The organism is Nitrospira sp. Nam80 (genome assembly GCF_965152575.1).
In genome coordinates, this window is record NZ_OZ224216.1 from 1,211,294 (window position 1) to 1,235,474 (window position 24,181).

Genomic DNA, 24,181 nt, shown 5'->3' on the forward strand with positions numbered 1-24,181 from the left:
GTCGGCACTTGGGGAAGGCACCGTACCGGAATCAGGATGAGAATGCAACCGGCGCCGGCAATCTTGCCAGCCGGCGGAAGCTCATCTATTCTACGCCGCATGTTAGTGCTCGGTCTTTCCAACATGCGGGATGCTGCCGCGGCGCTCATGGAAAACGGCCGCATAGTCGCCGCAGCGGAAGAAGAGCGATTCGTCCGCCAGCGGCACGTGACGGCGTTGCCGGTCCAGGCCATGCGTTATTGTCTACGCCAGGCCGGTGTCTCCTTGGATCAGGTGCACGCGCTCGCGGTTCCTTGGAAATATTGGGTTGTCGGTAGGCGCGCGAGACTGGCGGTCGGGTCGATGGTTCGCTCGCCGCGCCTCTGCCTCGTGAAAGGCCGCCGGAGCGTGGAGCGGCTCGGGCAGGAGTGGAAGGAGCTGCTGTTCCTGCGCCGAGAGATTCGGCGCCGCATGGACAGCGCCGGCCCGCGGCCGGTTTTTCTCGATCATCATCTCTGCCACGCCGCCAGCGCGTTCTTGGTCTCGCCGTTCGAGCGGGCCGCGATCCTGGTGGTGGACGGCGCGTCCGAAGCCGATACCACGATGATGGCCATGGGCCACGATCAGGAATTGACGGTGCTCCAGCGCACGCCGCTCCCGCATTCGTTGGGGCAGTTCTACGCCTCGATCACGGCCTTTCTTGGTTTCAAGCCTGATCACGATGAATATATCGTCATGGGGTTGGCGGCGTACGGAAAGCCGGTCTATGCCGATCTTCTTCGGCGGCATGTGCTTCGGTTGATGCCGGCGGGGCGGTTTGAACTCAACACCACGCTGTGCGATTTCCATCTTGCCAGGGTCGGATTCTTTCCACGCGAATTCATCGGCTTGTTCGGCGGGCGCCGCGCTCCGGCCGATGAACTGACGCAGCGGCATCGTGACGTGGCGGCGAGCGCCCAGCTGGTGCTGGAAGAGACCCTGCTTCATCTAGGCCGCCATTTGCGGACGCTGACCGACGCGGATTCCCTTTGTTTGGCGGGCGGGGTAGCGTACAACTGCGTGGCCAATCGTCGGTTGCGTGATGAGCTTGGATTTCGGCATGTATTCATTCAGCCGGCGGCCGGCGATTCCGGCGCCGCGCTGGGCGCCGCCTTGCTGCTTGCGTCGCGCCGAGGGGATTTGCCGGAGCGCCGAGTGATGCGCCATGCCTATTGGGGTCCGGAGTTCAGCGAAGCGGATTGTCGCCGGGCCGTTGACCGTGCCGGGCTGACGGCCCGCAGGCTGGAGGACGCGGCGCTGTGCGAACAGGTCGCAGAAGAATTGGCCGCCGGCCGGCTCGTGTTCTGGTTCCAAGGCCGCATGGAATGGGGGCCGCGCGCGTTGGGTAACAGGAGTCTGCTCGCGGACCCGCGGAGGGAAGACATGCGGGCGATCATCAACACCAAGGTCAAACTGCGGGAACCCTTTCGCCCCTTTGCGCCGTCCGTAACCGAGGAACGGGCACAGGAATACTTCGACCTCACGGCGGAATCGCCGTTCATGGCATGCACGGCCTCGGTGCGCGCTTCGGCCAAAGGACTTCTTCCCGCCGTGACCCATATTGACGGCACCGCTCGAGTGCAAACGGTTGCGCAGGCGGTCAATCCGAAATTTCATCGATTATTGAACGCCTTTGGGGCTAGAACCGGGGCACCGGTGCTGTTGAATACCTCGTTCAATGTTCAGGAGCCGATCGTCTGTTCACCCGACGAGGCGGTGCGGTGTTTCCTCCGCACCCAAGTCGATTGGTTGGTGCTGGGTAATTTGCTTGTCTCGAGGCCGCAAGAGGGACAGAGCCATGAGTGATGCGCGCTGACGCTGCCGACATATCGGTTCCCCGCCGGGAAACCGATTCTCCTTCTGCTCTCGACCTTCTGTTGATCATTTTCATCGTCAATCTCACGCTGCAGCCGTTGGTGGAACCGGACTTCGGATGGCACTTGCGGGCCGGACTGGATTTTGTCGATCGCGGCGGCACCCTTCCGGCACAGGACCCCTATTCCCATACCATGCCGGACTGGCGGTGGGTCGAGCACGCATGGCTGACCGATGCGATTCTTGCCCTCGTCTACCGAGGCCTCGGAACGATCGGTGCGTTGGGAATCATGATGTTCTTTGCCGGACTGGCGATCGCGGCGTTTGTGATCAGCGCCGCCCGCGCGGAGGCGCCGCGGACCTCGCGGTTAGCGGCGATCATGGTGAGTCTCTGGGTTGCCCTGCCGTACTTGGGGGCGCGGACCCAACTGGTCAGTCTGGCGGGGATTGCCATCGTACTGTTGCTCTATCATCATATTGTGCGGGGGAAGGAAGCGTTTATCTGGTTCTATCCGCCGTTGTTCCTCATATGGGCGAACTTACACGGCGGATTTACCGCCGGATTGTTTCTTTTGGGTCTGATCCTGGGCGGCAACGCGATCCTGCGCGTCGTCGGCCGGCGATGGCCCAGGTTCTGTCGGTCGGATGAACCGCTCCTGTCCGGAAACCGGATTGCATCGCTCGCCTGCTCCTTTGTCCTGTCCTGCGCGGTGACTCTGATCAATCCTTATGGATGGCTGTTGCACCGGGAGATTTACGAGTCACTGACCGATCGGCTCATGCTGGAGCAGTTGCGAGAGTGGCAGGCCGTGTCGTTTGAAGGATGGGCGGGAACGGCGTTTTTGATTTATCTCATCACCGTCGCCGGTCTGGTGATGGCCTGGTATCGTCGAATCGAACCGATTCAATGGGCTCTGCTCGCCGTTACGCTGGTGTGGTCACTGTGGCACTGGCGGAACGTGACGATTTTCCTGATCGTGGCCGTCCCGTTGATAGCGGATATGTTTCAACGTTGCCGCCTATGGATTTTCCGGCTCTTGCCGCCTGGCCGGAGGGCCATGATGGCCTTTGGAATGACCGTGACCGTCGCATGCCTTCTTGTCTCACTCGATGGAGGTCATCTCCAACACCTGGTTTCAGCGGGGACGGAGCCGGCAGAGTACTTCAGACGGACAGAATATCCGATTGAAGCTGTGGAATGGATCAAGGCCCATCGGGATGAAGCTGGACGGCGGCTCTACAACGATTACGGTTACGGCGGATTTCTCCTTTGGTGGCTACCGGACGAGAAAATCTTCATCGACGGCCGTATGCCGGCTTGGCGGATCGGCGACCGCGCCATCTTCCACGACTATTTGATCATCAATAGGGGGGGACGCCCGGCGCTCGAACTCTTGGAGAAGTACGGCGTCGATTGGGGACTGGTCCAACGGGATTCGATCCTCGCGAGGAGCCTCGCCGAAGCATCAGCTTGGCAAGAAATCTACGCGGACGGCAAAGTCGTAATCATGCGGTGGCGTCCTTGATGCGGTTGGGTGAGACTATTGGAGCGAGGTCCGCTCGATCGGATTGAGGATCGGCTCCTGGAGAACGGTGAGAGGACCCGTAGAGGCCACGGCCGTGGCGCCGCCGGATCGATAGGAGACTACAGAGCATGGCTATCCCGTCGCGAAAAGGGTGGACTTTCGAACCGGGCTGGTCGAACCAGTTGATCGGCACCTCGGCGATGCGATAGCCCCGACGTGTCGCGAGGTAGAGCAGTTCCAGATCAAGCCCATATCCGTTTACAGTCGCCAAGGAGAACAGGTCCTGAGCCACCGGCTTTCGAAAGAGCTTAAACCCGCATTGGGTGTCCTGAATCCCGCGCAGCCCCATCCGTTGGACCACCGCGTTGAACAGGTAGCCGAGGATACTGCGGTGAAGGCGAGCATGCACAGTGTACCGGCTGTCCCGCGACGCCAAGGTACGCGAGCCGATCGCAATGTCGGCTCCTTGGGTCATTGCCTGTTCCAGCCGTTCGAACTCCTCAATCGGGGTGGCGCCATCCGCATCGGCAAACAATTGCAGGCGGCCTTGTGCCGCCTGCATGCCCAGCCGGATTGCCGCCCCCTTCCCGGCATTGCGGGCGGATCGGATCAATCGGAGGTGAGGCAGTTTGCAGGCCAGCGCCCCGACGAGTTCAGCCGTGTTATCCCGGCTGCCGTCATCCACCACGATGATCTCGTACGGCAGGCGACGGCCGACCAGATAGGCGACGGAAGATTGGAGAAAAGAGGGAAGGCGAAGGACTTCATTATATGCGGGAATGATAACGGAAAGATCGGGCCAGCTATGACTGAACCGTTTCACGGATGGCGACTCCGGTTGGACGCAGTCAACTCGTTTCGTCCGGTCCATTGTCTCTGGAGGCTCCGAGCGGAACCTAGCCCACTTTCAATTGGAAAGCAAGTTCTGATCGCAGGTCTTGACAGCTTTACAGTACGGAGGCGATCGTATGCTGTGATGATCCGATGGTTCCTTCATTTCCTTTCGGAGAAGTCACCTCATGTCGTTGTTCTTTCACCGTGCCACTTGCTTCAACACCGGTCAGGTCAGTTGCCAAAGATTTGACGGTCCTTCTCGAGGAAACTCCGTCGGATGGCAGGCGATCGCAGGGAGGTGTGCCATGAACTGGATGGGACTCTTTCTCAGTCTGGCCGCGTCGTTCGGATTGTTGTCCGGTTGCGCATCCAACCACCCGCCCAATCGGCTGGAGCAGTATCTGGGGCGGTCAGCAGTCACGTCATCGCCGCTTCCGCTTCCCGCGGAGCGTCCGATACGCGCTTCACTGATTGTGATTGAAGATAGATCCGGGCCGGATGCGGTTCCGGCCTTGCCCGACGAGGCGCATGTCCGCATTGCGGAGCAGATCAGGAACGAGATCAATGGCAGGTACCCGCTTGTCATCGACAAAGTCATCCCGTCCGCCCAGTTGACGCCCGGCAGCGGTCTGCCGGATTTGATTGCGTTCGGCAAACAACAGGGGGTGCAGTACCTATTGATTACCATTCTCTCGAGTGAGGAACAGCAATATCCGGTTTCCCTCTTTCTTGGGTGGACCACACACCGGCAACCAGGCTTCCGGCTGGACAATTGGTCTCTGGCCGAAGCCGCGCTTTTGGACGTGGCCACGGGACAAGTCGTGTTGCAGGCGGAGGGACGCGCCTGGGCCACGTTGGACAGCCCCACCGCTCCCGGCATCAATCAATGGTATCCCGTCATATATTTGCGGCCTCAAGATCCGGAACGGCGCATCTGGCCGCCGACCTATGAGGGGGCGCCGATTACATTGCGGCTGGTCTCTATGAGGGAAGCCGCGAAACGTCTGGTGTTGAACGTGCAGCAAGTCTGGATTGACAAACGGCAGCTCGAGATCGCCGGCATGCAACCATGACCGTATGTCCATTTTTCCTCTTTGAAGGGTATTCGATGATTAGTGTAGAATGACGTGTTCAACGGACGAAGATCTTCGGGAATCTTCAATTTTCAGCTTCCGGAGGAGAGAACATGCACAGACGTCAGCGCGGTATCCTTGCCCTTGCAGCCATCTTTCTTGCCACGGCGACGGTCCTCGGGGTGACGTTGTCGGTCGGGCCGAGCGTTGAAGCAGCGGGAGTTCCTCCCTCTCTGGCGCAAGGGTTTTCTGAAATTGTCAAAGCCGTCAATCCGGCTGTCGTGAACATTGCCGTGACCGGCGGAGGCGAGGGACGCCGGGAGGGCCGGCGGCCGCTTCCGCCGGGACCATTCGGAGCGCCTCCCGGAGGACCTCCCGGTGAAGAACCGCCCGGCATGGAGCCGCCTGGACCTCCAGGCGCACCTGGTCCACCCGGAGGCGGTCCGCATCGTCCCGAACAGAGCGCCGGGTCGGGTGTGATCCTTGATCCAAGTGGCTATATTGTCACCAACAATCACGTTGTGGAGGGTGCGTCGCAGATTACCGTCACCCTGTCCGATCGCCGGGAATTTTCCGCCAAAGTGATTGGAGCCGATCCCAAGACCGATTTGGCGGTCATTAAAATTGAAGCGAAGGATTTGACCGCCCTCAAGTGGGCCGACTATGACGAACTCCAGGTTGGGGATATGGTGCTGGCGGTGGGCAGCCCATTCGGACTCAGTTCAACGGTGACGCTCGGCATTATCAGCGCGTTAGGTCGCGGCAATGTCGGGATCGCCGACTATGAAGATTTTATCCAGACCGATGCAGCGATCAATCCGGGCAACTCCGGCGGTGCGCTGGTCAATATGCAAGGCAAGCTGATCGGCATCAATACCGCCATTTTCTCGAGAACCGGAGGCTCAGAGGGAATCGGCTTTGCGATCCCCAGCAGCATCGCCCTGGATATCGTGGAAAGCCTGACTAAGACCGGAAAGGTCGTCCGGGGTTGGATGGGAGTGGCGATCCAGGAAATCACGCCGGCGCTCGCCAAATCGTTCAAGTTGCCCGAGCAGCGGAAGGGTGTGTTAATCAGCGATGTCAATGAAAACGGCCCGTCGTATGCCGCCGGTATGAAGCGCGGTGATGTCGTGGTGGCGTTCAACGGTAAAGAGGTTCAAAGCGTGAGCCAGCTCCGAAACCTCGTCGCGCGGACTACCGTCGGGAAAGAAGCCGATATCAAGATCCTCCGGGACGGCAAGGAGCAGAGCCTGAAGATTAAAGTAGCGGAACGGCCGTCGGACGAAGTCTTGGCTAAGCGGGAGCCGGCGCCAAGCGGGCCGACCGAAACCGTCAAGCCGCCGGACAACGTCCTCGCGTCGCTCCGTGTCCAGACCTTGGACGCAGCGATGATGAGCCAGCTCAATCTTCCCGCTAAGACGACCGGAGTGGTGGTGAGTTCGGTGGAATCGGGAAGTTCGGCCGAGTCGGCGGGTCTCCAACGTGGAGATGTCATTCAGGAAATCAATCACGAGGTGGTCAAGAGTCTGGAGGATTATCAGAAGGCGTCAGCCAAGGTGAAAAAGGACGAAATGGTTGTGCTTCTGTTGAGCCGGCAGGGGAACAACCTCTTCGTGGCCGTGAATCCGAAGTAACAACTACTGTCTGATTTGAGGATTGGATCATTGTAGCAATGGTTCAATCCCAAATCATGACATGAAACAATTCCGGTAGTTCATGGCTGACGGGTTCAAACTGCAAGAGTGGCTGCAAGACACGATCTTCAAGCCGCTCGAAGATAAAAAAATGCCGGTCATGGAGCACCTGGTGGAGCTCCAGGTCCGGCTGACACGCGCGGTAATCGTGACGGCCATCGTGTTCGTCGGCACGTTTTTTTATGCCGACCTGTTGGTCAAATGGATCCGTGTTCCGCTTCAGAATATGTTCGTGCCGGGTTCCCTCACATGGGTCCCGACGGATCTGCCGACCGTTCCCTTCGTCTTTCTCGCCCCGGCTGAAGCCCTCTGGCAGAACGTCAAGGTCGCCGGTCTCTTTGCCCTGGTGTTCGCGACTCCGTACATCCTATGGGAAACTTGGCAGTTCGTCGTGCCCGGCCTGCATTCGCAGGAACGGCGTTTCGTGGGCCCGTTTGTGATCCTGAGCACGCTCGCATTTTATTTGGGCCTGTCGTTTTCTTTCTTTTTCGTGCTGCCGTTCGCGCTGAATTTTTTGATCTCGTACGGCGTCAACGCGGGGTTCATTCCGCAACTGTCAATCGCGCAATACGTCGGATTTGCCCTGTGGTTTCTCTTGGTTTTCGGCCTGATTTTCGAAGTTCCCCTGGCCATCACGCTGTTGGCCAAACTGGGCTGGGTGGACGCTCCCTTACTGAAGCGCTATCGGAAATGGGCCTTTCTCACGGCATTCATCTTTGCCGCGATCCTGACGCCGACGCCGGATCCGTTCAATCAATGTCTGATGGCTCTGCCGATGTACGTTTTTTATGAGGTCGGCATCATCAGCGCCGGAATCTTCAACAAAAAGGCGAAGGAGTCGAAAGAGAAGGCGGAAGACCTCAAGGCGGACGGCGGTAAAGCTTCTCCGTCGCCTGTGGGACCCACTGTTCCTCAGACGGCGCTGGCCGGCGAAAGCGAGTATGTGGGGATTACCGGGTCGTCCGGCCGCCGGCGGTAAACGCGGCGTATTATGGTGGACGTGGCGGTGCTCGTGGTCAGCAGCAAGATCGTATCGGGGCGTGAACCGGACGCGGGCCGTGCGGGCCTGGAGCAGGCGGTGAAGGAATTGCCGGGGAGAATCGTCGGGTATGTCTGTGTGCCGGATGACCGGGCTGCGATTCGGAGCGGGTTGGAGCAACTCTGTGATGCACAGGGGCCTGATATGGTGTTAACTGTCGGAGGGACCGGCGTCAGGCCCACCGACTGGACACCGGAAGCGACCAGGGAAGTCATCGAAAAGGAAATTCCCGGGATCGGGGAAGCGATGCGCCAGGAGAGCCTCAAGAAAATGCGGACCGCCATGTTGTCCCGCGGGACGGCGGGGATCAGAGGGAAGACATTGATCGTGAATTTGCCGGGCAGCCCGCGCGGGGTAAAGGATAATTTGGCCGTGCTGGCGCCGATTCTCGACCATACCATTGAAAAAATCAGCGGACGCATGAGCGCCGCCCGTGACCTTCAGCCATAGGAGTACCCAAATGCCTCGCGAACTCAACGTCATTTCTCATCCCGGTTCCGGACAGGGCGACAGCTGCACCTACATGTGGGCCTGCGCGATCTGTGACGAGAACGAGACCTGCCAGAAGGACAAAGAAGGCCATAGCCGGTGGCTCGTCGCCAAGCGGATGGAGCGGATCGAGTACAAGGTGCTCATCATGAGCAACAAGGGTGGCGTGGGGAAAAGCACCTGCACGACCAATTTGGCCGTAAGCCTTGCCTTGAAAGGCTGGCATGTCGGAATTTGCGACATGGATATCCATGGGCCCAATATTCCGAAGATGGTGGGGGCAGAAGGGCAGAAGCTCAAGATCAGTACCTCGGGAGGCATCATTCCTCATCAGGCATACAATCTCAAGATCGCCTCGATGTCGTTCTTACTCCAGAATTCGGACGATCCCATCATTTGGCGCGACGCCTATAAATATGAATTCATCAATCAATTGCTCGGCGGCGTGGAGTGGCAGGATTTGAATTTTCTTCTGGTGGATTTGCCTCCGGGGACCGGCAATGAATCCGTGACGACGATCGACTTGTTGGGACAAGTCAGCGGGGCCGTCATTATCACCACGCCGCAGGAAGTGGCTCTGCTCGATTCCCGCAAGTCGGTGACATTTTGCAAGGACAGCGAAGTGCCCATCGTGGGCATCGTTGAAAATATGAGCGGCTTGGAATGCCCGCATTGCCATCAACATGTGGACGTATTCCGCAAGGGCGGAGGCGAAGCCTCGGCCGCGGATATGGGCGTGCCCTTTTTAGGAAGAATTCCATTGGATCCCGAAGTGGTCACGCAGAGCGATGCGGGCGAGCCGTATGCGCTGTTCAATTCAGATACGGCGACGGCACAGGCGTATCACGACATTGCGAATCAGCTTGAGGCCTTTTGCAAGAAGAGCGGGTCACTGCTGAAAGTCGGGCCGCGCCATCAGCATTGAAGGGAGACGGACGGTGAAGGCGGCAGATGCGACAACCGGCTTGACTCCGCTCCAAGAGGCTCAACGCGTCGTCCTCGATGCCGCGAATCCGCTTGGCTTGGAGAAGATTTCCATCCTGGACACGCTGGGCCGCGTGTTGGGTGAAGATATTATTGCGGAGCGGGATAATCCGCCTTGGGATAATAGCGCGATGGACGGCTTTGCGGTCCGCTGGGAGGACATCAAACAGGAACAGGCAATCGCCAAGCCCGTGACGTTGAAAATCGTCGAAGACGTGCCGGCCGGCAAAATGCCGACGCGAAGTGTCGGACCGGGAGAGGCGATCCGCATTATGACCGGCGCGCCCATCCCAAACGGCGCCGATACCGTGCTGAAGGTCGAAGATACGGAGCACCAGCCCGATTCAGTCCGGGTGTTCAAGGCCGAACCGCGATCGTCCAATATCAGGCCACAAGGAGAAGACGTCAAGAAAGGCGATTGCATCATCGCCAAGGGGACCCAGATTCGCCCGGGCGAAGCCGGCATGTTGGCGATTCTGGCGAAGTCTTTTGTCCTGGTGTACCAACGCCCGCGGGTCGCCATTCTTTCGACCGGTGATGAATTGGCCGATCTCGATGAACGCTTCAGCGAGGAGAAGATCATCAATTCCAACAGCTATGGAATCGCCGCGGCCGTTCAGGAAGCGGGCGGCATTCCGATTCTGCTCGGGATCGCTCGGGACAATCTCACGGCCTTGAAGGAAAAAATCTCGCATGGGCTGAACGCCGATATTCTGGTGTTGTCCGGCGGTGTCTCGATGGGAGACTATGACTTCACCAAGGCGGTGTTCAAGGATCTCGGGGCCGACATGAATTTTTGGAAACTCGCCATCCGCCCGGGACAGCCCCTGGCATTCGGGAAAATCCACGACAAATTGGCCTTTGGCTTACCCGGCAACCCGGTTTCTTCGATGGTGACGTTCGAGCAACTCGTGCGTCCGGCTATGCTGAAGATGGGCGGATACCGCAGTTACGGGCGCCCGCTGGTTCAAGCCCAATTTCAAGAGAATTTTTCCAAACGCACCGATCGCCGGCATTTTCTCCGAGGTATCCTGTGGGCGGAAGACGGCGTGTTCAAAGTTCGCACGACGGGTGACCAAGGCTCGGGAATCCTCACGTCGATGGTGAAGGCCAACTGCTTGATCGACATTCCGGTCGAAACAGCCAAGGTGCATGAAGGGGACACGGTCACCGTGCAACTCCTCAGCGGATCTGCTTGGACCGGTCATCCGGACCACCGACCCTCCTCCGGGCATCGCCAATCTTGTTGCTGAGCAAGGATGTCACCTATGCCAGTGCCCATTCTTTCTTTTGTCGGGCGATCCAATAGCGGTAAGACCACCCTCATTGAACGGGTCATTCCTGAATTGGTCCGAGCCGGATACAAAGTGGCGACCGTCAAGCATGCGGGGCACGGGTTTGATCTGGATACCGAAGGGAAAGACAGTTGGCGGCATAAACAGGCCGGCGCCAGCAGCGTCATCATCGTGTCGAAAAGCAGCCTGGCGATGTTTGCGGACGTGCCGGACCATATGAATGTGGAAGATGTCCGCGATCGTTTTGTGGACTGGTCCTATGATTTGATCATCGCCGAGGGCTGGCGCAGCGAGGGATATCCGAAAATCGTGGTCGTACGGGATCAAATCGGCGAGGTCCCCGTCACAACGGAGGGATTACTGGGCATCGTCTCCAATAAGCCGGTCGAGGCTAAGGTTCCCTTGCTCGATCCGGACGATATTCCGGCCGTGGCCGCCTTAATCATGCGGCATTTCCCCCGTCGTTCCCGAGATGATGCGTAGGTCTCAGGCCATTGCGATCGGAGCGATTATCGCCGGCGCAGTGGCTCTGGGAGGGGCGGCGCTTCCGCTCACAAACCATCCGAAATTTTGCGCCAGCTGTCATACCATCAGACCCTCATACGAGAGCTGGGTTCAATCTACGCACAAAGAGGTGGAGTGCGTCAGTTGCCATGTGCGGCCGGGCGTCGAGGGGTGGCTGCATGATAAGGCGTGGAACGGTACGAAGGACCTTGCTATCTCACTGTTCGGCACGCCGACTCCGTCCCATGATCTCCAAGCCCATGTCGATTCTGCGGTTTGTCTAAGTTGTCACCGGAATATTCTGCGGGTCTCGGAAATCGCCGTGCGGGATCTGCCGCCGCCCGTCAAGGATGTCGGATTGATCATGAGCCATCGCAAGCATATGGAGGCTTTCGGCGAGCGGGGCAAAGGCGAAGGGTGCACCACATGTCATGCCGGCGTGGTGCACGATCAGCCCATCAAAGGATATCCAATCGTGATTCCCAGGGGGCATGTATCGGCGGACAGCAAATCCTGGGCGCCCGAGTATCCGGAAGGCTCGGTTTTGCGGGCGAGGGCGATGGCGGATTGTTTTCGCTGTCACGACAATAAGGCTGAACACAAGGGGATGGCCCTCAGCCGGAAATGCGAGACCTGTCACCTTCCCGAGAAATTGAAAGATTTTCTGTCCTTTTGATTCGGTATCGTCATGGCTTTTCCCGTCGTACAGGTTCGCAATCTGACCAAACGGTTCGGCGAATTTACCGCCGTCAACGGCGTGTCATTTGAAATACGTTCCGGGGAAATCCTGGGTTTGCTCGGCCCAAACGGCGCGGGGAAAACGACGACCATCCAGATGCTCCTGGGATTGGTCACTCCGACATCCGGATCCATCCATATGTTCGGCCGCGATCTGGCGACTCATCGCGAGGAAATCCTCCAGCAGGTCAATTTTTCCTCCACCTATATTTCGATGCCCTATGCGCTGACCGCCGAGGAGAACCTCAAGGTTGTGGGAGGACTCTACGGATTGACGTCCGTCCAGCAGCGCATCGATGATGTCGTGAAAAAGCTTGAAATGGAGGACATCCGGCACAAGCTCACGAGGAAGCTGTCTTCGGGACAGATGACCAGGCTGACCTTGGCAAAAGCCTTTCTTACCGAGCCGAAGATTTTATTCCTGGATGAACCGACGGCCAGTCTGGACCCGGACATCGCCTACAAAATTAGGGCGCTCCTTAAAGAAGAACGGCGCGCAAGCGGCGTGGCGATGCTCTACACGTCGCACAATATGCGCGAGATGGAAGAAATGTCGGATCGCATCATCTTTTTGCAGAAGGGCCGGATCGTGGCCGAGGGCACGGCGCAGGAGATTGTGACGCGGTTCGGACAGGCTGATTTGGAGGAAGTGTTTTTGAAGCTGGCCAGAGAACAATGAATGTGATGTTGGCGTCCAGTTCCCATGCCCTTCTGGTTGAATGGAGGGTAAAACGTAAAGAATGAAGCTGCATCGAATCAACGCTCTTGTGACGCGACATCTCTATCTATACCGGCGGAGCCTGCCCCGCATGATGGAGATTTTCTACTGGCCGTTCCTTGACCTGGTTATTTGGGGTTTCATCACCATGTATTTGATGAAATTCCAAGATTCGATCCCCGGCGCGGTGACCTTCTTCCTGGGAGCCTTGATCCTCTGGGACGTGCTCTTTCGTTCGCAGCAGGGGATCACGATTTCGTTTCTGGAGGAGATATGGGCGCGCAATCTGATGAACCTCTTCGCCAGTCCGCTAAAACCGAGCGAATTCTTGGCGGCTACCATGGCGATGAGTCTCTTCAAGGTGACGGCGGTCTCAATCGTCATGTCGGTCTGTGCACTGGTGTTCTATTCCTATAATGTCTTTACGATCGGTATGTGGCTCGTGCCGTTCGTGATTAACCTGGTCCTGACGGGTTGGATCATCGGGGTGCTGACGACCTCCTTAATCATGCGGTTCGGCCAGGAAGCCGAGGTGCTGGCTTGGAGCATGGTCTTTCTCTTTCAGCCGATTTCCTGCGTCTTCTATCCGATGGATGTCCTGCCGGCCTGGCTGAAGGTGATCGCCTGGATCAATCCGGCGGCGCATATCTTTGAAGGGATGCGGACGGTCCTAACGACTCACGCGGTCCCTGCGACCAATCTGGCTTTCGCTTCAGGCCTTAATCTGCTCTATCTCGCCGCCGTCGTCGGCTGGTTCCACTATACGTACAATGTGTGCAAGGAGCGGGGATCGCTGGTGCGGGTGGGGGAATAGAGGAGCTTACGAATAGACCGTATTGATTTCGATGACGGTGCCGGAACTATCATGGCCATCGTATTGCATTTCCCATCGGCTCCTTACCGTCATGCGAGAACCGTCGCGACGGATGTGCAATAACTCGCCCTCCCAATAGCCCTTGTGGACCAGTTCCTCCTCGATACTCTCCAGTGGCTGAGGAAAGATCGTTTGGAATAAGTTGTGCGAGCGTTTCCCCAGCGTATCCTGTGACTGCCATCCATAAAGATGCTCGGCGCCCTTGTTCCAGAATCGAATGGTCCCGTCTAAGCCGCGGACTAACAGCGCGTCGTGTTCGATGTCTACAAGGATATCCCGCTCATGCACGCCCCGCCGCTTGAGAATGCGCGCCGGATTGCCGGCTGCTATTGTGCCGGGCGGCACCGGTTTCACCACGACCGACCCCGCGCCAATGACCGCGCCCTTTCCGATCCGTACACCGCTCAGAATGATGGCCCCGGTTCCCAACCAGACGTCGTCTTCAATAACAATGGACCCTTTGGTCTTGAGTTGCTGTTCTTGCATGATGACATCGGGCTCCATTCCATGATCGTAGGAAAAAAAACGGCAATTGGAGGCGATCATGACATGCGAGCCGATCTGGATATCGGCCACATAGGCCGTCAATTCGCAACGGACTCCGACCGACGTCAGAGAGCCGATGGTGATGGCGCCGCCCTGTCCTGTCCTAATCAAACTTTCGGAACCGATCCATACGCGATTACCGAGCTTGATCCGGCCGCCGCCGGTATCCTGTTGGAATTCCACGTCACGGTCGATAAAGACATTGGACCCTAATTTCACATCGTCATGGTGAATGGTGACGGCCGGATCGACATATCCAAAGGCCGATAGAGCCGCTAGGCCTTGCTTCTCATAATATTCCTGATAGGGAAGCGGAAAGAAAACGGCCAGCCGGGTCGCTATCCGGCCGAACCACGTCAAACCGGCGTGCTGCATCCACCAGCGAGCCCACATCTCGTAAAGGCGAGTGACATATCGGGATCGGACCAGAGTCCACGCGCCTCTCAAGCCCGCCTCTTTCCACGCCTGACTCATTCTTGAGATGAATAACCCTATTCGATTCATCATTGCATCATCCGCTGGCCATAAGGGGCTTTACCGCCTCGCTATTGTAATCCTTAGACTCTTTCCAATCCACTAAAGCCCCTTAATCGTTCCGACATTAGCATATCAGGCATCGTAATTTCCCCAGTGCTAGGCGAACCCCTAGTCCTCGTGGCCAAAATATTAATCTTGAAGCGGGCGATCCTTCGTTTCAGGCGCCAGGGGGATGATCAGGAGGCCGGCGACATAGACGATGGCGACAGCTGAGGCGGCGCGTCCGAAGCTGCCGAAGGTCGCGACCAGTGTTCCGGTAATGAATGGGCTCACCGACGCCACAATCCGCCCCGCGTTATAACAAAATCCCGCTCCGGTTGATCGCAGCCTGGTCGGGAAGAGTTCCGGTAGGTACAGCGGGAATCCCCCGAATACGCCTTTGCTAAAAAATCCCAATATCGGAAGCAATCCCAGCACCGTGAGGTAGCTATGTGGAAAGTAAAACGTCAGCGGCATCATGGCGAGGCTCCCCGCGTTCATGAAGGCAAAGACGGGTTTGCGGCCGAACCGCTCGGCTAGGATTCCGAAAGTGAAGTATCCGAGTAATGCGCCGGCATTGAGCAGCATGACCGCAATGCTGACGCGTGCGGCCATCGCCGGCGGATCGAAGGCTCCCAATTCCGGCAAGGACTGGACCAGACTCGGAGTCCAATTCGTGGCGCCCCATAGGCCGAAAACGGCCACAAAGGCCAATCCGGTGCCGGTCCATGTCGATCGACGGAGGCCTTTTTGAAACAAGAGAGCGACATTTGAAGCGGCCCGGCCGGTGTCGGCCTGTTCTCCTGCATGGACCTGCCGCCATTGCGAGGAGTCGCGTAGATGCCGGGAGATGAGCCAGGTTGACCCTGCCGTAAGCAGGCCGATTGCGAACGAGGCGCGCCATCCGAAGTCTTTGAGGGCCAAGGTCACCGCAGCGGCAAGGAAGAATCCGAAACCCCATGCCGATTGAAGAAATCCCGCCGCCCTGGCGCGATCCCGATCCGCCCAGATTTCGGCTATTAATGCAGCCCCGGCTGCCCAGAGCCCTCCGATTCCAATTCCGGTAAGGAGACGAAGACATGCGAGATGCCACCATTGTTGCGAAAAAGCCGCCAATCCAGTGGAAAAGGCTATGAGTGTCGCCGCGATCATGAGGACTTTCGTCCGGCTGATTGTATCGGCCAATGCTCCGAGCGCGACCCCGCCGAAAGCCCAGCCGATCAGGAAGATAGAAAAAATGATTCCGCCGTACCAACCGACGAGGGATGTTGTCACCGACGCGCCGGGCATGTCGGGGCTGAGCAATTCTTGCAACGCAGGAATCAAAACCAAGGAGTAGAGCATGACGTTCATGGCGCCCAAGACCCAGACGATCCAAGTGATGATCAGGGCTTGTATCTGGTAGGCCGCGGCTCCTCGCCGGCCCGACCACCCTGCCGCTGCGGTGAGGAGTCGGTGAGGGAGTCGTAATTCATCGGGGGTAAGGCTCATGAAGTGGATGAAGGAAGGGGCGAGGCGATCATGATCCATCCAGAAGGCGGAGTTGCACATCATCAAAGTATGTCACGGCATCGGACTTTGTCCAGAGGCCGATGCGCCCTTGATCGAATGTCTGCTCACACAGCTGGAAGATCGGTTCGTCGTCGTATCGGATCTGCATCTCACAGCCGTGCTGAATGACTCTGAGGCTATGCCAAGCAGCCGGTCCGATCGGATGGTTGTGATTCTTGACCAAGTGGCGGACTCCTTTCACCACGCGATAGAGTCGAATATTTTGCTCAACGGCGCTGGCTCGCAATAAATAGTAGTTGCGATCGTCCCGTGCTCTCCAGATCAAGCCACCGCCGAGATCAGCCTTACCCGAGACGGCCAAGAACGATACCTCGAGATCCACATTCGAGCTGGTCGTGCCTTCGAACAACACAAGCTTATAGGCTTGGTCGGAACCTTTTGCTCCAATTTGGGCCAGCACTTGGGAAGCGCTCTTGGCTCGGCCCGTAATCAAAATTTTCCATTCTCCTGCCGGACGCCCGTCGAACAAGGTGCCGATCTTCAGTGATTCAGGCAGGGCGCCGGGCGGCGACTCATCGAAGGTCCACACCTTATCTTGAGAGAAACCTTCAGCAGCGGGCCGGCCTGTTTCGCCGTCTAGCAGAAAAGACAGAAGGAGGGCAACTAAACTTGAAACGATCGGGTGAACGGCGCGGAATCGCGACATTTTCTCCGGTGACGGACGAATGGACTCATTGCGCATGGCCTGCATCTGGGCTTGAGGACCCGCCCTGAGGCGGCCTCTCTCCGTGAGGTAGTATAGCGAGAACTACGGCGTGATTAAACTCTTGTAATCAACGGCCGGCTCGGCCCAGCCCGCATTATTCATGAACGCCTCTACTGCAACCGCCGTTTTGAGTATGCCTCGTTCTCTCACGGCTCCGCGCGCCTTTCTCGTCTGGCGTCTCGGCGGTTTCGTCGCGAACTGTCATGAATATTGTGGGCTAAGGCGGGAATCCGGCTCCCAAAACAATTACTGGCTCTCCAATTCGCGCAATTTGGCTTCCGCCTGCTCGATCCACTGCCGGGTCGCCGGTGTATCACGTTCAAGGCGTAAATACTGCTGGAATTCCTGGGCCGCCTCCACCCGTTTTCCGACTTTGGCCAAGGCCATGCCGAGGTTGAAGCGAATACCGCCGTCATTGGGGCGTAAGTGAAGGGCAGTACGGAATTCGGCCACGGCGGCCTCCATCTTATTCGTCTCCATCATGGCCAGCCCAAGATTGAAGTGCGCATTCACGTCGTTGGGTTGAAGCCCAATAGCTGTTTTGTATTCCGCGATTGCTCCATCGATATCCCCCATGGCCTTCAAGGTCGCTCCCAGATTGTTGTGCGCATGCACGTCGCCGGGGCGCAAGGCTAGCACGGTCCGGAATTCGGCGACGGCGCCCGGGAGGTCTCCCATGGATTTCAATGCCACACCGAGATCATTGTGCGCCTTGGCATCGGCGGGTTTCAGGCGGAGGGCTTCGCGAAACTCGGCGATGGCTTCACTATGCTGACTATGATCGAGCAACGTATTGGCAAGGTTCAGATGGGCGGCAAAATAATTCGGCTCGAGCCTCAAGGCGTGTTTGAATTCATCGATAGCCTCTTTTCTGTTGCCCTTGAAGACAAAAGCGACGCCGAGATCGTTATGTTGCATCGCTTCCGCGGCGCTGTCGCCGACGGGTTGAGTCTTGTCAAAGGGCGCGATAATTTCCATGTCCTCAGCTTGCGGCGCCACCGGTTCACTGGAACCATCCAACGCGCTGATTGACTGGGCCGATTGCGCGACAGAGCCGACGGGCGGCCCCAAGATTATGGAAAGGACAACGACCCGCAATCCGATGCGAAAGCTCATATGTCGTTTGAGGACACGAATAAAGGTGATTGACGATGCGAAGGAGTCACTTACCGCTAACGGTATAGAAATTCAAGCCAAAACCTTCCATGCCGGTACGGAGCAGAACGGAGCGGCATCGCAAATCCTTAAGTCCGTACAGCGACTATGTCCGTTAGCGTAATGCCGATCGAGAAGGAGGTGCGCGCAACCTGATCACACGCAAACTGTGTTCCTCGTAAAGACCCATGATGGGTAATCCGATCATTGTGCGGGAGTGATCTGTGCGGCCTGCGCGATGTTCTAGCTGTGGGCAATGCCTGTGATGTGGAAGGGCCTAAGGGCCTATTGTACGTCGGCCCGTCGCTTGCAAGGGAAAGGCATGCTGATGAGTTCTTGATAAATCTCTTCAAGGAGGAAGTCGTATGGATGACCTCGGCTTTCCCTTTTGGCTTCGCGCAGCGCACTTCATCAACCTGTTTTGCATGTTCCTATTGATCAGAAGCGGCATTCAGATTCTGGCCGATCACCCCAAACTGTACTGGAACGACGATGCAAGACCGGGAAGTGAATGGATCAAATTCGGTAAAAAAGTCATGCCGAAGGATCGGCTCTGGACGTCGATGGACGAGGCCGAAACGGTCAATTCGATTATCGCATTGCCGGGTGGTCATCATAATCTGGGCGCCGGACGGCGGTGGCATTTCTTGACCATTCTCGTGTGGGTGATCAACGGGCTCGTCTATGTGAGTCTGCTCTTTGCGACCGGTCAATGGCGGCGACTGATTCCCACGAGCTGGGATATCGTGCCGGCCGCATGGGACAGTGCTGTGACCTTCGCGACATTTGAGATCCCTCCCGAGACCGCCTTTCATCCTTACGATCCGCTCCAGCAACTCACCTACGCGGCAATCGTGTTTTTCGTGGCGCCGATGATGATACTCACCGGGCTCTGCATGTCGCCGGCTTTCATTGCTCGGTTTCCCTGGTATCCCAAGTTGTTCGGCGGGCGCCAGGTGGCCCGCAGCCTCCACTTTCTCGGGCTGGTCGTCCTCTTGAGCTATATCGTTGTCCATGTGACGCTCGTGCTGGTGGTGCATTTCTTCAACAATATCGGAAACATGGTGTTTGGCGACCCGCGTTTCCATCCCGAAATAGCCGCCGCCATCGCGGCCCTCGGCCTCATGGGTATTTTGCTGTTCCATATCGTGGCTACGCGGTGGACACTTGGTCACCAGCGGACATTCCAAGTTATGGGCGACCGCATTCTCGAACCGGTGTTGCGCTTCCTGTTCGGGCGGCTCCGCTCCCGCCAGCACTATGCCGTATCGGCTATTACGCCTCATCATCGAGTGAATGGCTATCCGCCGGTCAGTCCGGAATACCGCGATTTGGCCGAGCGAGGGTTTGACGGCTGGACACTCAAGATCTGCGGATTGGTCGAACGCCCCCTCAGTCTATCTCTGGACGACCTGAGACAGTTGCCGAAGCAGGAACAGATTACCAAGCACAACTGCATTCAAGGGTGGTCGGGTGTGGCGGAATGGGGGGGTGTGCCGATGCATGCGGTGATGAGCCTCTGCCGCCCTCTTCCTCGTGTTCGCTATGTCGCCTTTCACGCCTTTATGCAGGAGGAGTACGCTCCGAATTGTTACTACGAAGTGCTCACGCTTGACGAGGTGCTGGATCCTCAAACGATTCTTGCGTACGAGATGAACTGGAAGTCCTTACCTACACAACATGGCGCCCCCTGTCGGCTGCGAATCGAGACCAAGACCGGGTACAAGATGGTGAAGTACTTGACAGCCGTAGAATTCATCGATGACGTAAGCCGAGTTGGACAAGGCTATGGCGGATACCGCGAAGATCACCAATTTTATGACAAGGTGGCATCGATTTAGAACCAATTCGTTCGGAAAGGTTGTCTTCAATCGGACACAATGTCACTACGTTTCGAACGATCGGTGGATCGTCCGCAGCCACATCAGGCGATCCAAGAAATTGGGTGATGCGGCTATCTGAATAGTTCGTCGGGTAGGCCTGTGGGCGATTCCATGCGCATCGAAGACTATGCACTGATAGGCGATACGCACACGGCGGCCTTGGTAGGAGGCAATGGCTCCATCGATTGGTTATGTCTCCCGCGATTCGATTCGGCTGCATGCTTTGCTTCGCTCCTGGGCCACGAAAAGCATGGACATTGGCTTCTAAGTCCCGTCGAACCAGCTCACCGGACGAATCGCCGCTATCGAGACAACACGCTCATACTGGAGACCGATTTCGAAACCGATGGCGGAGCTGTACGCCTCATTGAGTGTATGCCTATTCGTCAAGATTACCCCGCTGTCGTGCGGGTGATCGAAGGGCTTCACGGAACTGTCCGCATGCGCATGCAGCTCATTATTCGCTTTGATTACGGCTCAGTGCTCCCCTGGGCGCAGAGGCACCCCGGCGGACTTCACTTTATCGCAGGTCCGGATGCAGTCTGTTTATCCACGCCGGTTGCAACCTATGGGAAGGAGTTCACCACTTTGGCCGACTTTCCCGTGCGGAAGGGGGATCGAGTGCCGTTTGTGCTGATCTGGCATCCCTCTCATGACCCTAAACCATCTGTGCCCGATGCCGACCAAGCTATTAAAGAGACGACAGCTTGGTGGTGCCAGTGGATATCCCAATGTAGTCCCGATGGAGAATGGCGGGATGCGGTAGTGCGCTCGCTGATCACACTCAAGGCACTCATCTACCAGCCGACCGGTGGTGTTGTTGCGGCTCCGACCACCTCTCTCCCGGAACGTCTGGGCGGTGTCCGGAACTGGGACTACCGGTATTGCTGGCTCCGCGACGCCACGTACACGCTCTATGCTCTCTTAACCGCCGGATACAAAGAGGAAGCGGCGGCATGGAGAGATTGGCTCATTAGAGCGGTCGCGGGAGACCCTGCACAATTGCAGATCATGTACGGTGTGGCGGGTGAACGCCGTCTGACTGAACTAGAACTCACGTGGCTTCCGGGGTATGAAGGATCGTCTCCCGTGCGTACGGGAAATGCAGCCTGGCATCAACTTCAACTCGATGTCTTCGGGGAGGTGATGGATACACTCCATCAAGCTCGCCGAGCCGGTATGGAAACGAATGAACGTGGCTGGGCCATTCAAACCAGCATCATCGAACATTTGGAAACGAAGTGGAAAGAACCGGACGAAGGCATTTGGGAAGTCCGTGGCCCTCGCAGACATTTTACGCATTCCAAGGTGATGGCCTGGGTGGCGATGGATCGGATGGTCCGAGACATTGAGACATTCCATTTGCCGGGCGATCTCGGTCGATGGAGGGAGATCCGGGCGGCCATTCATAAAGAAGTTTGCGAAAAGGGATTCGATGCATCGAGAAATACTTTTACTCAGTATTATGGGTCACGACAACTCGACGCAAGCTTGTTGATGATTCCTCTGGTGGGGTTTCTCACCCCGGACGATGCACGCGTCGCGGGGACGGTGAAGGCCATAGAGCAGCATCTTCTACACGATGGGTTGGTGCTGAGATATTCTGGAGAGGAGTCGGATGACGTCGATGGTCTTCCGGCCGGAGAAGGCACATTTCTCGCTTGCTCATTTTGGCTCGCAGACACCTATGCCATCCAAGGGCGTCGCAAGGAGGCGGAGACCCTTTTCCGGCGACTTCTGACCCTTCGAAACGATGTGGGCCTACTTGCCGAACAGTATGATCCCATCGAGAAGCGGCTCCTGGGGAACTTCCCGCAGGCTTTGTCCCACCTTGCCTTGGTCAATACCGCCTACAGTTTGTCGAAGGCGAAAGGGCCGGCGCAGCATCGACAGAGTACATAAATTGAATCGTGACTCGAGAGAACTCGCTCTCGGGCCCCCCGGTGTGGGTTCCCTCCGTTTCATAACTGCTCTACTTCCGCCTGAGATGATCGCTTGATTGACATTCGGGCCGGTCTCTCGGCCCAGCGTGATTGCATCTGCTTTCCATTCGGATGGGGCTGCGGACGCTGTATACTCACCAGATATCTCAGCTAACTGTGCCTAAGCAGTGTCCGCCAATCAGGGGAACTTCAAATCGCGATCCTTTAGCGGGTAGTTATAGACAATATCACTGACCTGGGGTACTTTGCGGGCAGGATATCGAAGGATTTCCGGAAAGCCGGAGACGGCTGTTACCGGTTCGGCGATATGAGGTCCATGGACGAGTCCAAGCCGTTCAAGAATAACGTGATCGAGCTGCGGCGACATCCGAGGTTTCGGATGTCGCCGCCCGTGGTCCTTTCATTTGCGCGGAGCGAGTTGTCGGTCTCTTTCGATGGAGATCACCAAGGGGAAGGTACGGTGGTGAATCTGTCCGCCAAGGGATGTAAGGTGCTCAGTCACGCCCAAGTCCGCGCCGGGGATCGGCTGTCTTTATCGTTGCATATCGCACAAAGGCCGGCCCCATTAGCCATCAATCCGGCTTATGTCCGCTGGGTTGATGTCGATTCATTCGGCTTGGAATGGACGGCTCTGCCGAGCGATGTCGAGCGAACGTTGCTGCGGCTGATTGCATCCAATCCTTAGCCCCGGGTCGCGGATCGATGCTTTAATGCATCCAGGCGGGCTTGGTCCAGGCGAATGAAGAGCGATTTTTCCTGCGTGACGGTCACGCTTCCCGCTGCTGCGCCCTTGGCTTTCCGTACCCACTTGCGTCTGGTGTAAATTACGTCTCCCTGTCCCGCCTTCTTGATGTCGCTGTATAACAGAGCGAGTGTCGCCGCATCCCGAAGTGTCTCGATCGGCGGGTCCAGCCCCTTCTCCAGACGGACGACGACGTGCGAGCCGGGCACCCCCTGGGCATGAAGCCAGAGATCCTCGCTCTTGGCGATGGCAAAGGTCAATTCATCATTTTCTCGTGCATTCCGACCGACATAGATTGGCAGGCCGTCGGCGGAGGTGAACCGCCGAAAGGGGCCCCGCCGGTCCGGCCGACTTTCGCGTTTCTGCAACCGGGCGAAAGAGCCTGGCCTTTCAGGTTGGGGCGACCCGGGGAGTACCCAGCTTCCTTGCCTGATTTGCTCAAGTTCCCCCTCCGCCTCATGGAGGGCATGTTGAATCGATTCGATTCGCGGGACGATCGCCTTCCTGGCCGTGAGAAATTTGCGATGCTTGGCGAAGTAGTCATCCATGTTGGCCTGCGGGGTTTTGGCCGGATCAAGCGGAATGCTCAGCTCCGGAAGCGTCTCGTCAAAATAATCCACGACTGTGGTTCTCGTCTGGCCCTTATGAAGACGGCCGAGGACGCTTTTCAGCAGTTCGCCATAGCGGGCGTACCGTTCGTATTGAGCCGCTTTTGCCAGGTCGCCGCCGAGCGCGGTGATGAGCCGGCGCTGCTTCTTGATCGCTTTGCGCAGGAATGTCTCGCGCGCAGCGGTGAGGCGGTGGGTCGCCAGTTCGCGTTCACGACGATCGTAGCGGTCCTCCAGCTTGGCGGAGACGGGGAATGGCGCGTCTGGGTCCTCCGCTATGGATGAGGATCGCGGTGGGGCAGTCCGAGGTGCGGCGGGTGCTTGAGTTGGCGCATAGGCCTGCCCCAACCGGTGTTCAGCGCCGCGATAGGTGATAAGTACCTGCTCCTTTCCGTCGATCACCAGGAGATCAGCCTGTCTGCCGAGGAGTTCAGCGACGAGGCCCCATGTTCCCGTCGCCGCCGTGAGATCCAGGCGGACGATGCGGTCATCGTTGATCTGCCGGATCCGGTCAATGCGTGCCCCCGCCAAACGGGCCCGCAGAAATCGGCAGAACGTCGGAGGAACGGAGGGATTGGGATGCGGTTTGGTGACTAGGTGGAGACCGGCCTGGTCGGGATCAATCGACATCAGCAGCCGCATCGTAGCGCCGGGAACTCTGATATCGAGCACAACGGTGTCGGCTCTTGGTTCCCCGATCTTTTGAATCCAGCCGCCTGTCACGGCGGGCGCCAGTTCACGGAGGACTGCGGCAAGTTCGTACGTCGTTATCGCCATATCGCGAGCGGTTCCCGTTCAATCCGATCCGTGCTCGACCGGCTTCGACCGGCTATGGTAAGTTTCATTCTTCCCGTTTCTGCGCACAGTTCACGCGAAATGCCGTCGCCTGCGGGTGTCCATGTGCACCCA

The 24,181-nt window shown here is 57.6% G+C and carries 21 protein-coding genes; 15 read left to right on the forward strand and 6 right to left on the reverse strand.

What is annotated here, in order from left to right; all coding sequences use genetic code 11:
- Window positions 1–42: 42 nt before the first annotated feature.
- Together ACWGXE_RS05720 and ACWGXE_RS05725 are read left to right on the forward strand one after the other, a co-directional pair.
- Entirely contained in the window at window positions 43–1,824 is a 1,782-nt protein-coding gene (locus tag ACWGXE_RS05720; protein ID WP_447602027.1) for a carbamoyltransferase family protein, read from the forward strand.
- Entirely contained in the window at window positions 1,824–3,359 is a 1,536-nt protein-coding gene (locus tag ACWGXE_RS05725) for a hypothetical protein (RefSeq protein WP_447602029.1), read from the forward strand. Before ACWGXE_RS05720 ends, ACWGXE_RS05725 begins: the two co-directional genes overlap by 1 nt.
- Here ACWGXE_RS05725 and ACWGXE_RS05730 read toward each other — a convergent pair.
- The gene (locus ACWGXE_RS05730; protein ID WP_447602030.1) at window positions 3,340–4,182 is read right to left on the reverse strand and encodes a dolichyl-phosphate beta-glucosyltransferase; all 843 of its coding nucleotides are present in this window, start codon (window positions 4,180–4,182) and stop codon (window positions 3,340–3,342) included. The two genes, ACWGXE_RS05725 and ACWGXE_RS05730, sit on opposite strands and share 20 nt — an antisense overlap.
- Before the next feature lie 316 nt (window positions 4,183–4,498).
- On the opposite strand from ACWGXE_RS05730, the gene ACWGXE_RS05735 reads away from it, so the two are divergent.
- The 10 genes from ACWGXE_RS05735 to ACWGXE_RS05780 all read left to right on the forward strand — a co-directional run bounded on the left by ACWGXE_RS05735 (window position 4,499) and on the right by ACWGXE_RS05780 (window position 13,541).
- Window positions 4,499–5,266 carry a hypothetical protein gene (locus ACWGXE_RS05735; protein ID WP_447602031.1) on the forward strand — a complete coding sequence of 256 codons (768 nt, stop codon included), beginning with the start codon at window positions 4,499–4,501 and terminating at the stop codon, window positions 5,264–5,266.
- Between the two features lie 113 nt (window positions 5,267–5,379).
- The gene (locus ACWGXE_RS05740) at window positions 5,380–6,900 is read left to right on the forward strand and encodes a Do family serine endopeptidase (RefSeq protein ID WP_447602033.1); all 1,521 of its coding nucleotides are present in this window, start codon (window positions 5,380–5,382) and stop codon (window positions 6,898–6,900) included.
- Window positions 6,901–6,982: 82 nt separating this feature from the next.
- The gene (gene tatC, locus ACWGXE_RS05745; RefSeq protein WP_447602034.1) at window positions 6,983–7,939 is read left to right on the forward strand and encodes a twin-arginine translocase subunit TatC; all 957 of its coding nucleotides are present in this window, start codon (window positions 6,983–6,985) and stop codon (window positions 7,937–7,939) included.
- A 12-nt stretch (window positions 7,940–7,951) separates the two neighbouring features.
- On the forward strand, window positions 7,952–8,449 hold the full coding sequence (locus ACWGXE_RS05750; protein WP_447602036.1) for a MogA/MoaB family molybdenum cofactor biosynthesis protein: 498 nt from the start codon (window positions 7,952–7,954) through the stop codon (window positions 8,447–8,449).
- A gap of 10 nt (window positions 8,450–8,459) precedes the next feature.
- A complete protein-coding gene (locus tag ACWGXE_RS05755) occupies window positions 8,460–9,413 on the forward strand; it encodes a P-loop NTPase (RefSeq protein ID WP_447602038.1) in 954 nt (317 codons plus the stop codon).
- 13 nt (window positions 9,414–9,426) lie between these two features.
- Window positions 9,427–10,725 carry a molybdopterin molybdotransferase MoeA gene (locus ACWGXE_RS05760; protein ID WP_447602040.1) on the forward strand — a complete coding sequence of 433 codons (1,299 nt, stop codon included), beginning with the start codon at window positions 9,427–9,429 and terminating at the stop codon, window positions 10,723–10,725.
- Between the two features lie 15 nt (window positions 10,726–10,740).
- Window positions 10,741–11,250 (forward strand): molybdopterin-guanine dinucleotide biosynthesis protein B, encoded by a 510-nt coding sequence (gene mobB / locus ACWGXE_RS05765; protein WP_447602041.1) that lies wholly within the window; start codon window positions 10,741–10,743, stop codon window positions 11,248–11,250.
- Window positions 11,240–11,947, forward strand: a complete 708-nt coding sequence (locus tag ACWGXE_RS05770) for a cytochrome c3 family protein (RefSeq protein ID WP_447602043.1) — start codon at window positions 11,240–11,242, stop codon at window positions 11,945–11,947. Before mobB ends, ACWGXE_RS05770 begins: the two co-directional genes overlap by 11 nt.
- A gap of 12 nt (window positions 11,948–11,959) precedes the next feature.
- A complete protein-coding gene (locus ACWGXE_RS05775; protein WP_447602045.1) occupies window positions 11,960–12,688 on the forward strand; it encodes an ABC transporter ATP-binding protein in 729 nt (242 codons plus the stop codon).
- A gap of 61 nt (window positions 12,689–12,749) precedes the next feature.
- Entirely contained in the window at window positions 12,750–13,541 is a 792-nt protein-coding gene (locus ACWGXE_RS05780; RefSeq protein ID WP_447602047.1) for an ABC transporter permease, read from the forward strand.
- 6 nt (window positions 13,542–13,547) lie between these two features.
- Here the strand turns inward: ACWGXE_RS05780 and ACWGXE_RS05785 are convergent, their stop codons facing one another.
- From ACWGXE_RS05785 to ACWGXE_RS05800, 4 genes are all read right to left on the reverse strand, one after another.
- Window positions 13,548–14,654, reverse strand: a complete 1,107-nt coding sequence (locus tag ACWGXE_RS05785) for a DapH/DapD/GlmU-related protein (protein ID WP_447602049.1) — start codon at window positions 14,652–14,654, stop codon at window positions 13,548–13,550.
- 159 nt (window positions 14,655–14,813) lie between these two features.
- Window positions 14,814–16,217 (reverse strand): MFS transporter, encoded by a 1,404-nt coding sequence (locus tag ACWGXE_RS05790; protein WP_447602051.1) that lies wholly within the window; start codon window positions 16,215–16,217, stop codon window positions 14,814–14,816.
- Window positions 16,183–16,917, reverse strand: a complete 735-nt coding sequence (locus ACWGXE_RS05795; RefSeq protein WP_447602053.1) for a hypothetical protein — start codon at window positions 16,915–16,917, stop codon at window positions 16,183–16,185. The genes ACWGXE_RS05790 and ACWGXE_RS05795 overlap by 35 nt, the downstream gene beginning before the upstream one ends.
- Window positions 16,918–17,187: 270 nt before the next feature.
- Window positions 17,188–18,057, reverse strand: a complete 870-nt coding sequence (locus ACWGXE_RS05800; RefSeq protein ID WP_447602055.1) for a tetratricopeptide repeat protein — start codon at window positions 18,055–18,057, stop codon at window positions 17,188–17,190.
- 404 nt (window positions 18,058–18,461) lie between these two features.
- Here ACWGXE_RS05800 and ACWGXE_RS05805 point away from each other — a divergent pair, with 404 nt between their 5' ends.
- The 3 genes from ACWGXE_RS05805 (at window position 18,462) to ACWGXE_RS05815 (ending at window position 22,607) form a co-directional block, all read left to right on the forward strand.
- A complete protein-coding gene (locus ACWGXE_RS05805; protein ID WP_447602057.1) occupies window positions 18,462–19,937 on the forward strand; it encodes a molybdopterin-dependent oxidoreductase in 1,476 nt (491 codons plus the stop codon).
- Window positions 19,938–20,090: 153 nt separating this feature from the next.
- Entirely contained in the window at window positions 20,091–21,881 is a 1,791-nt protein-coding gene (locus ACWGXE_RS05810) for a glycoside hydrolase family 15 protein (protein WP_447602058.1), read from the forward strand.
- A 357-nt stretch (window positions 21,882–22,238) separates the two neighbouring features.
- Window positions 22,239–22,607: a PilZ domain-containing protein gene (locus ACWGXE_RS05815; protein ID WP_447602060.1), complete on the forward strand. Its 369-nt coding sequence runs from the start codon at window positions 22,239–22,241 to the stop codon at window positions 22,605–22,607.
- Here the strand turns inward: ACWGXE_RS05815 and ACWGXE_RS05820 are convergent.
- The gene (locus ACWGXE_RS05820) at window positions 22,604–24,049 is read right to left on the reverse strand and encodes an Rqc2 family fibronectin-binding protein (RefSeq protein WP_447602062.1); all 1,446 of its coding nucleotides are present in this window, start codon (window positions 24,047–24,049) and stop codon (window positions 22,604–22,606) included. The genes ACWGXE_RS05815 and ACWGXE_RS05820 overlap by 4 nt on opposite strands.
- Window positions 24,050–24,181: the final 132 nt, after the last annotated feature.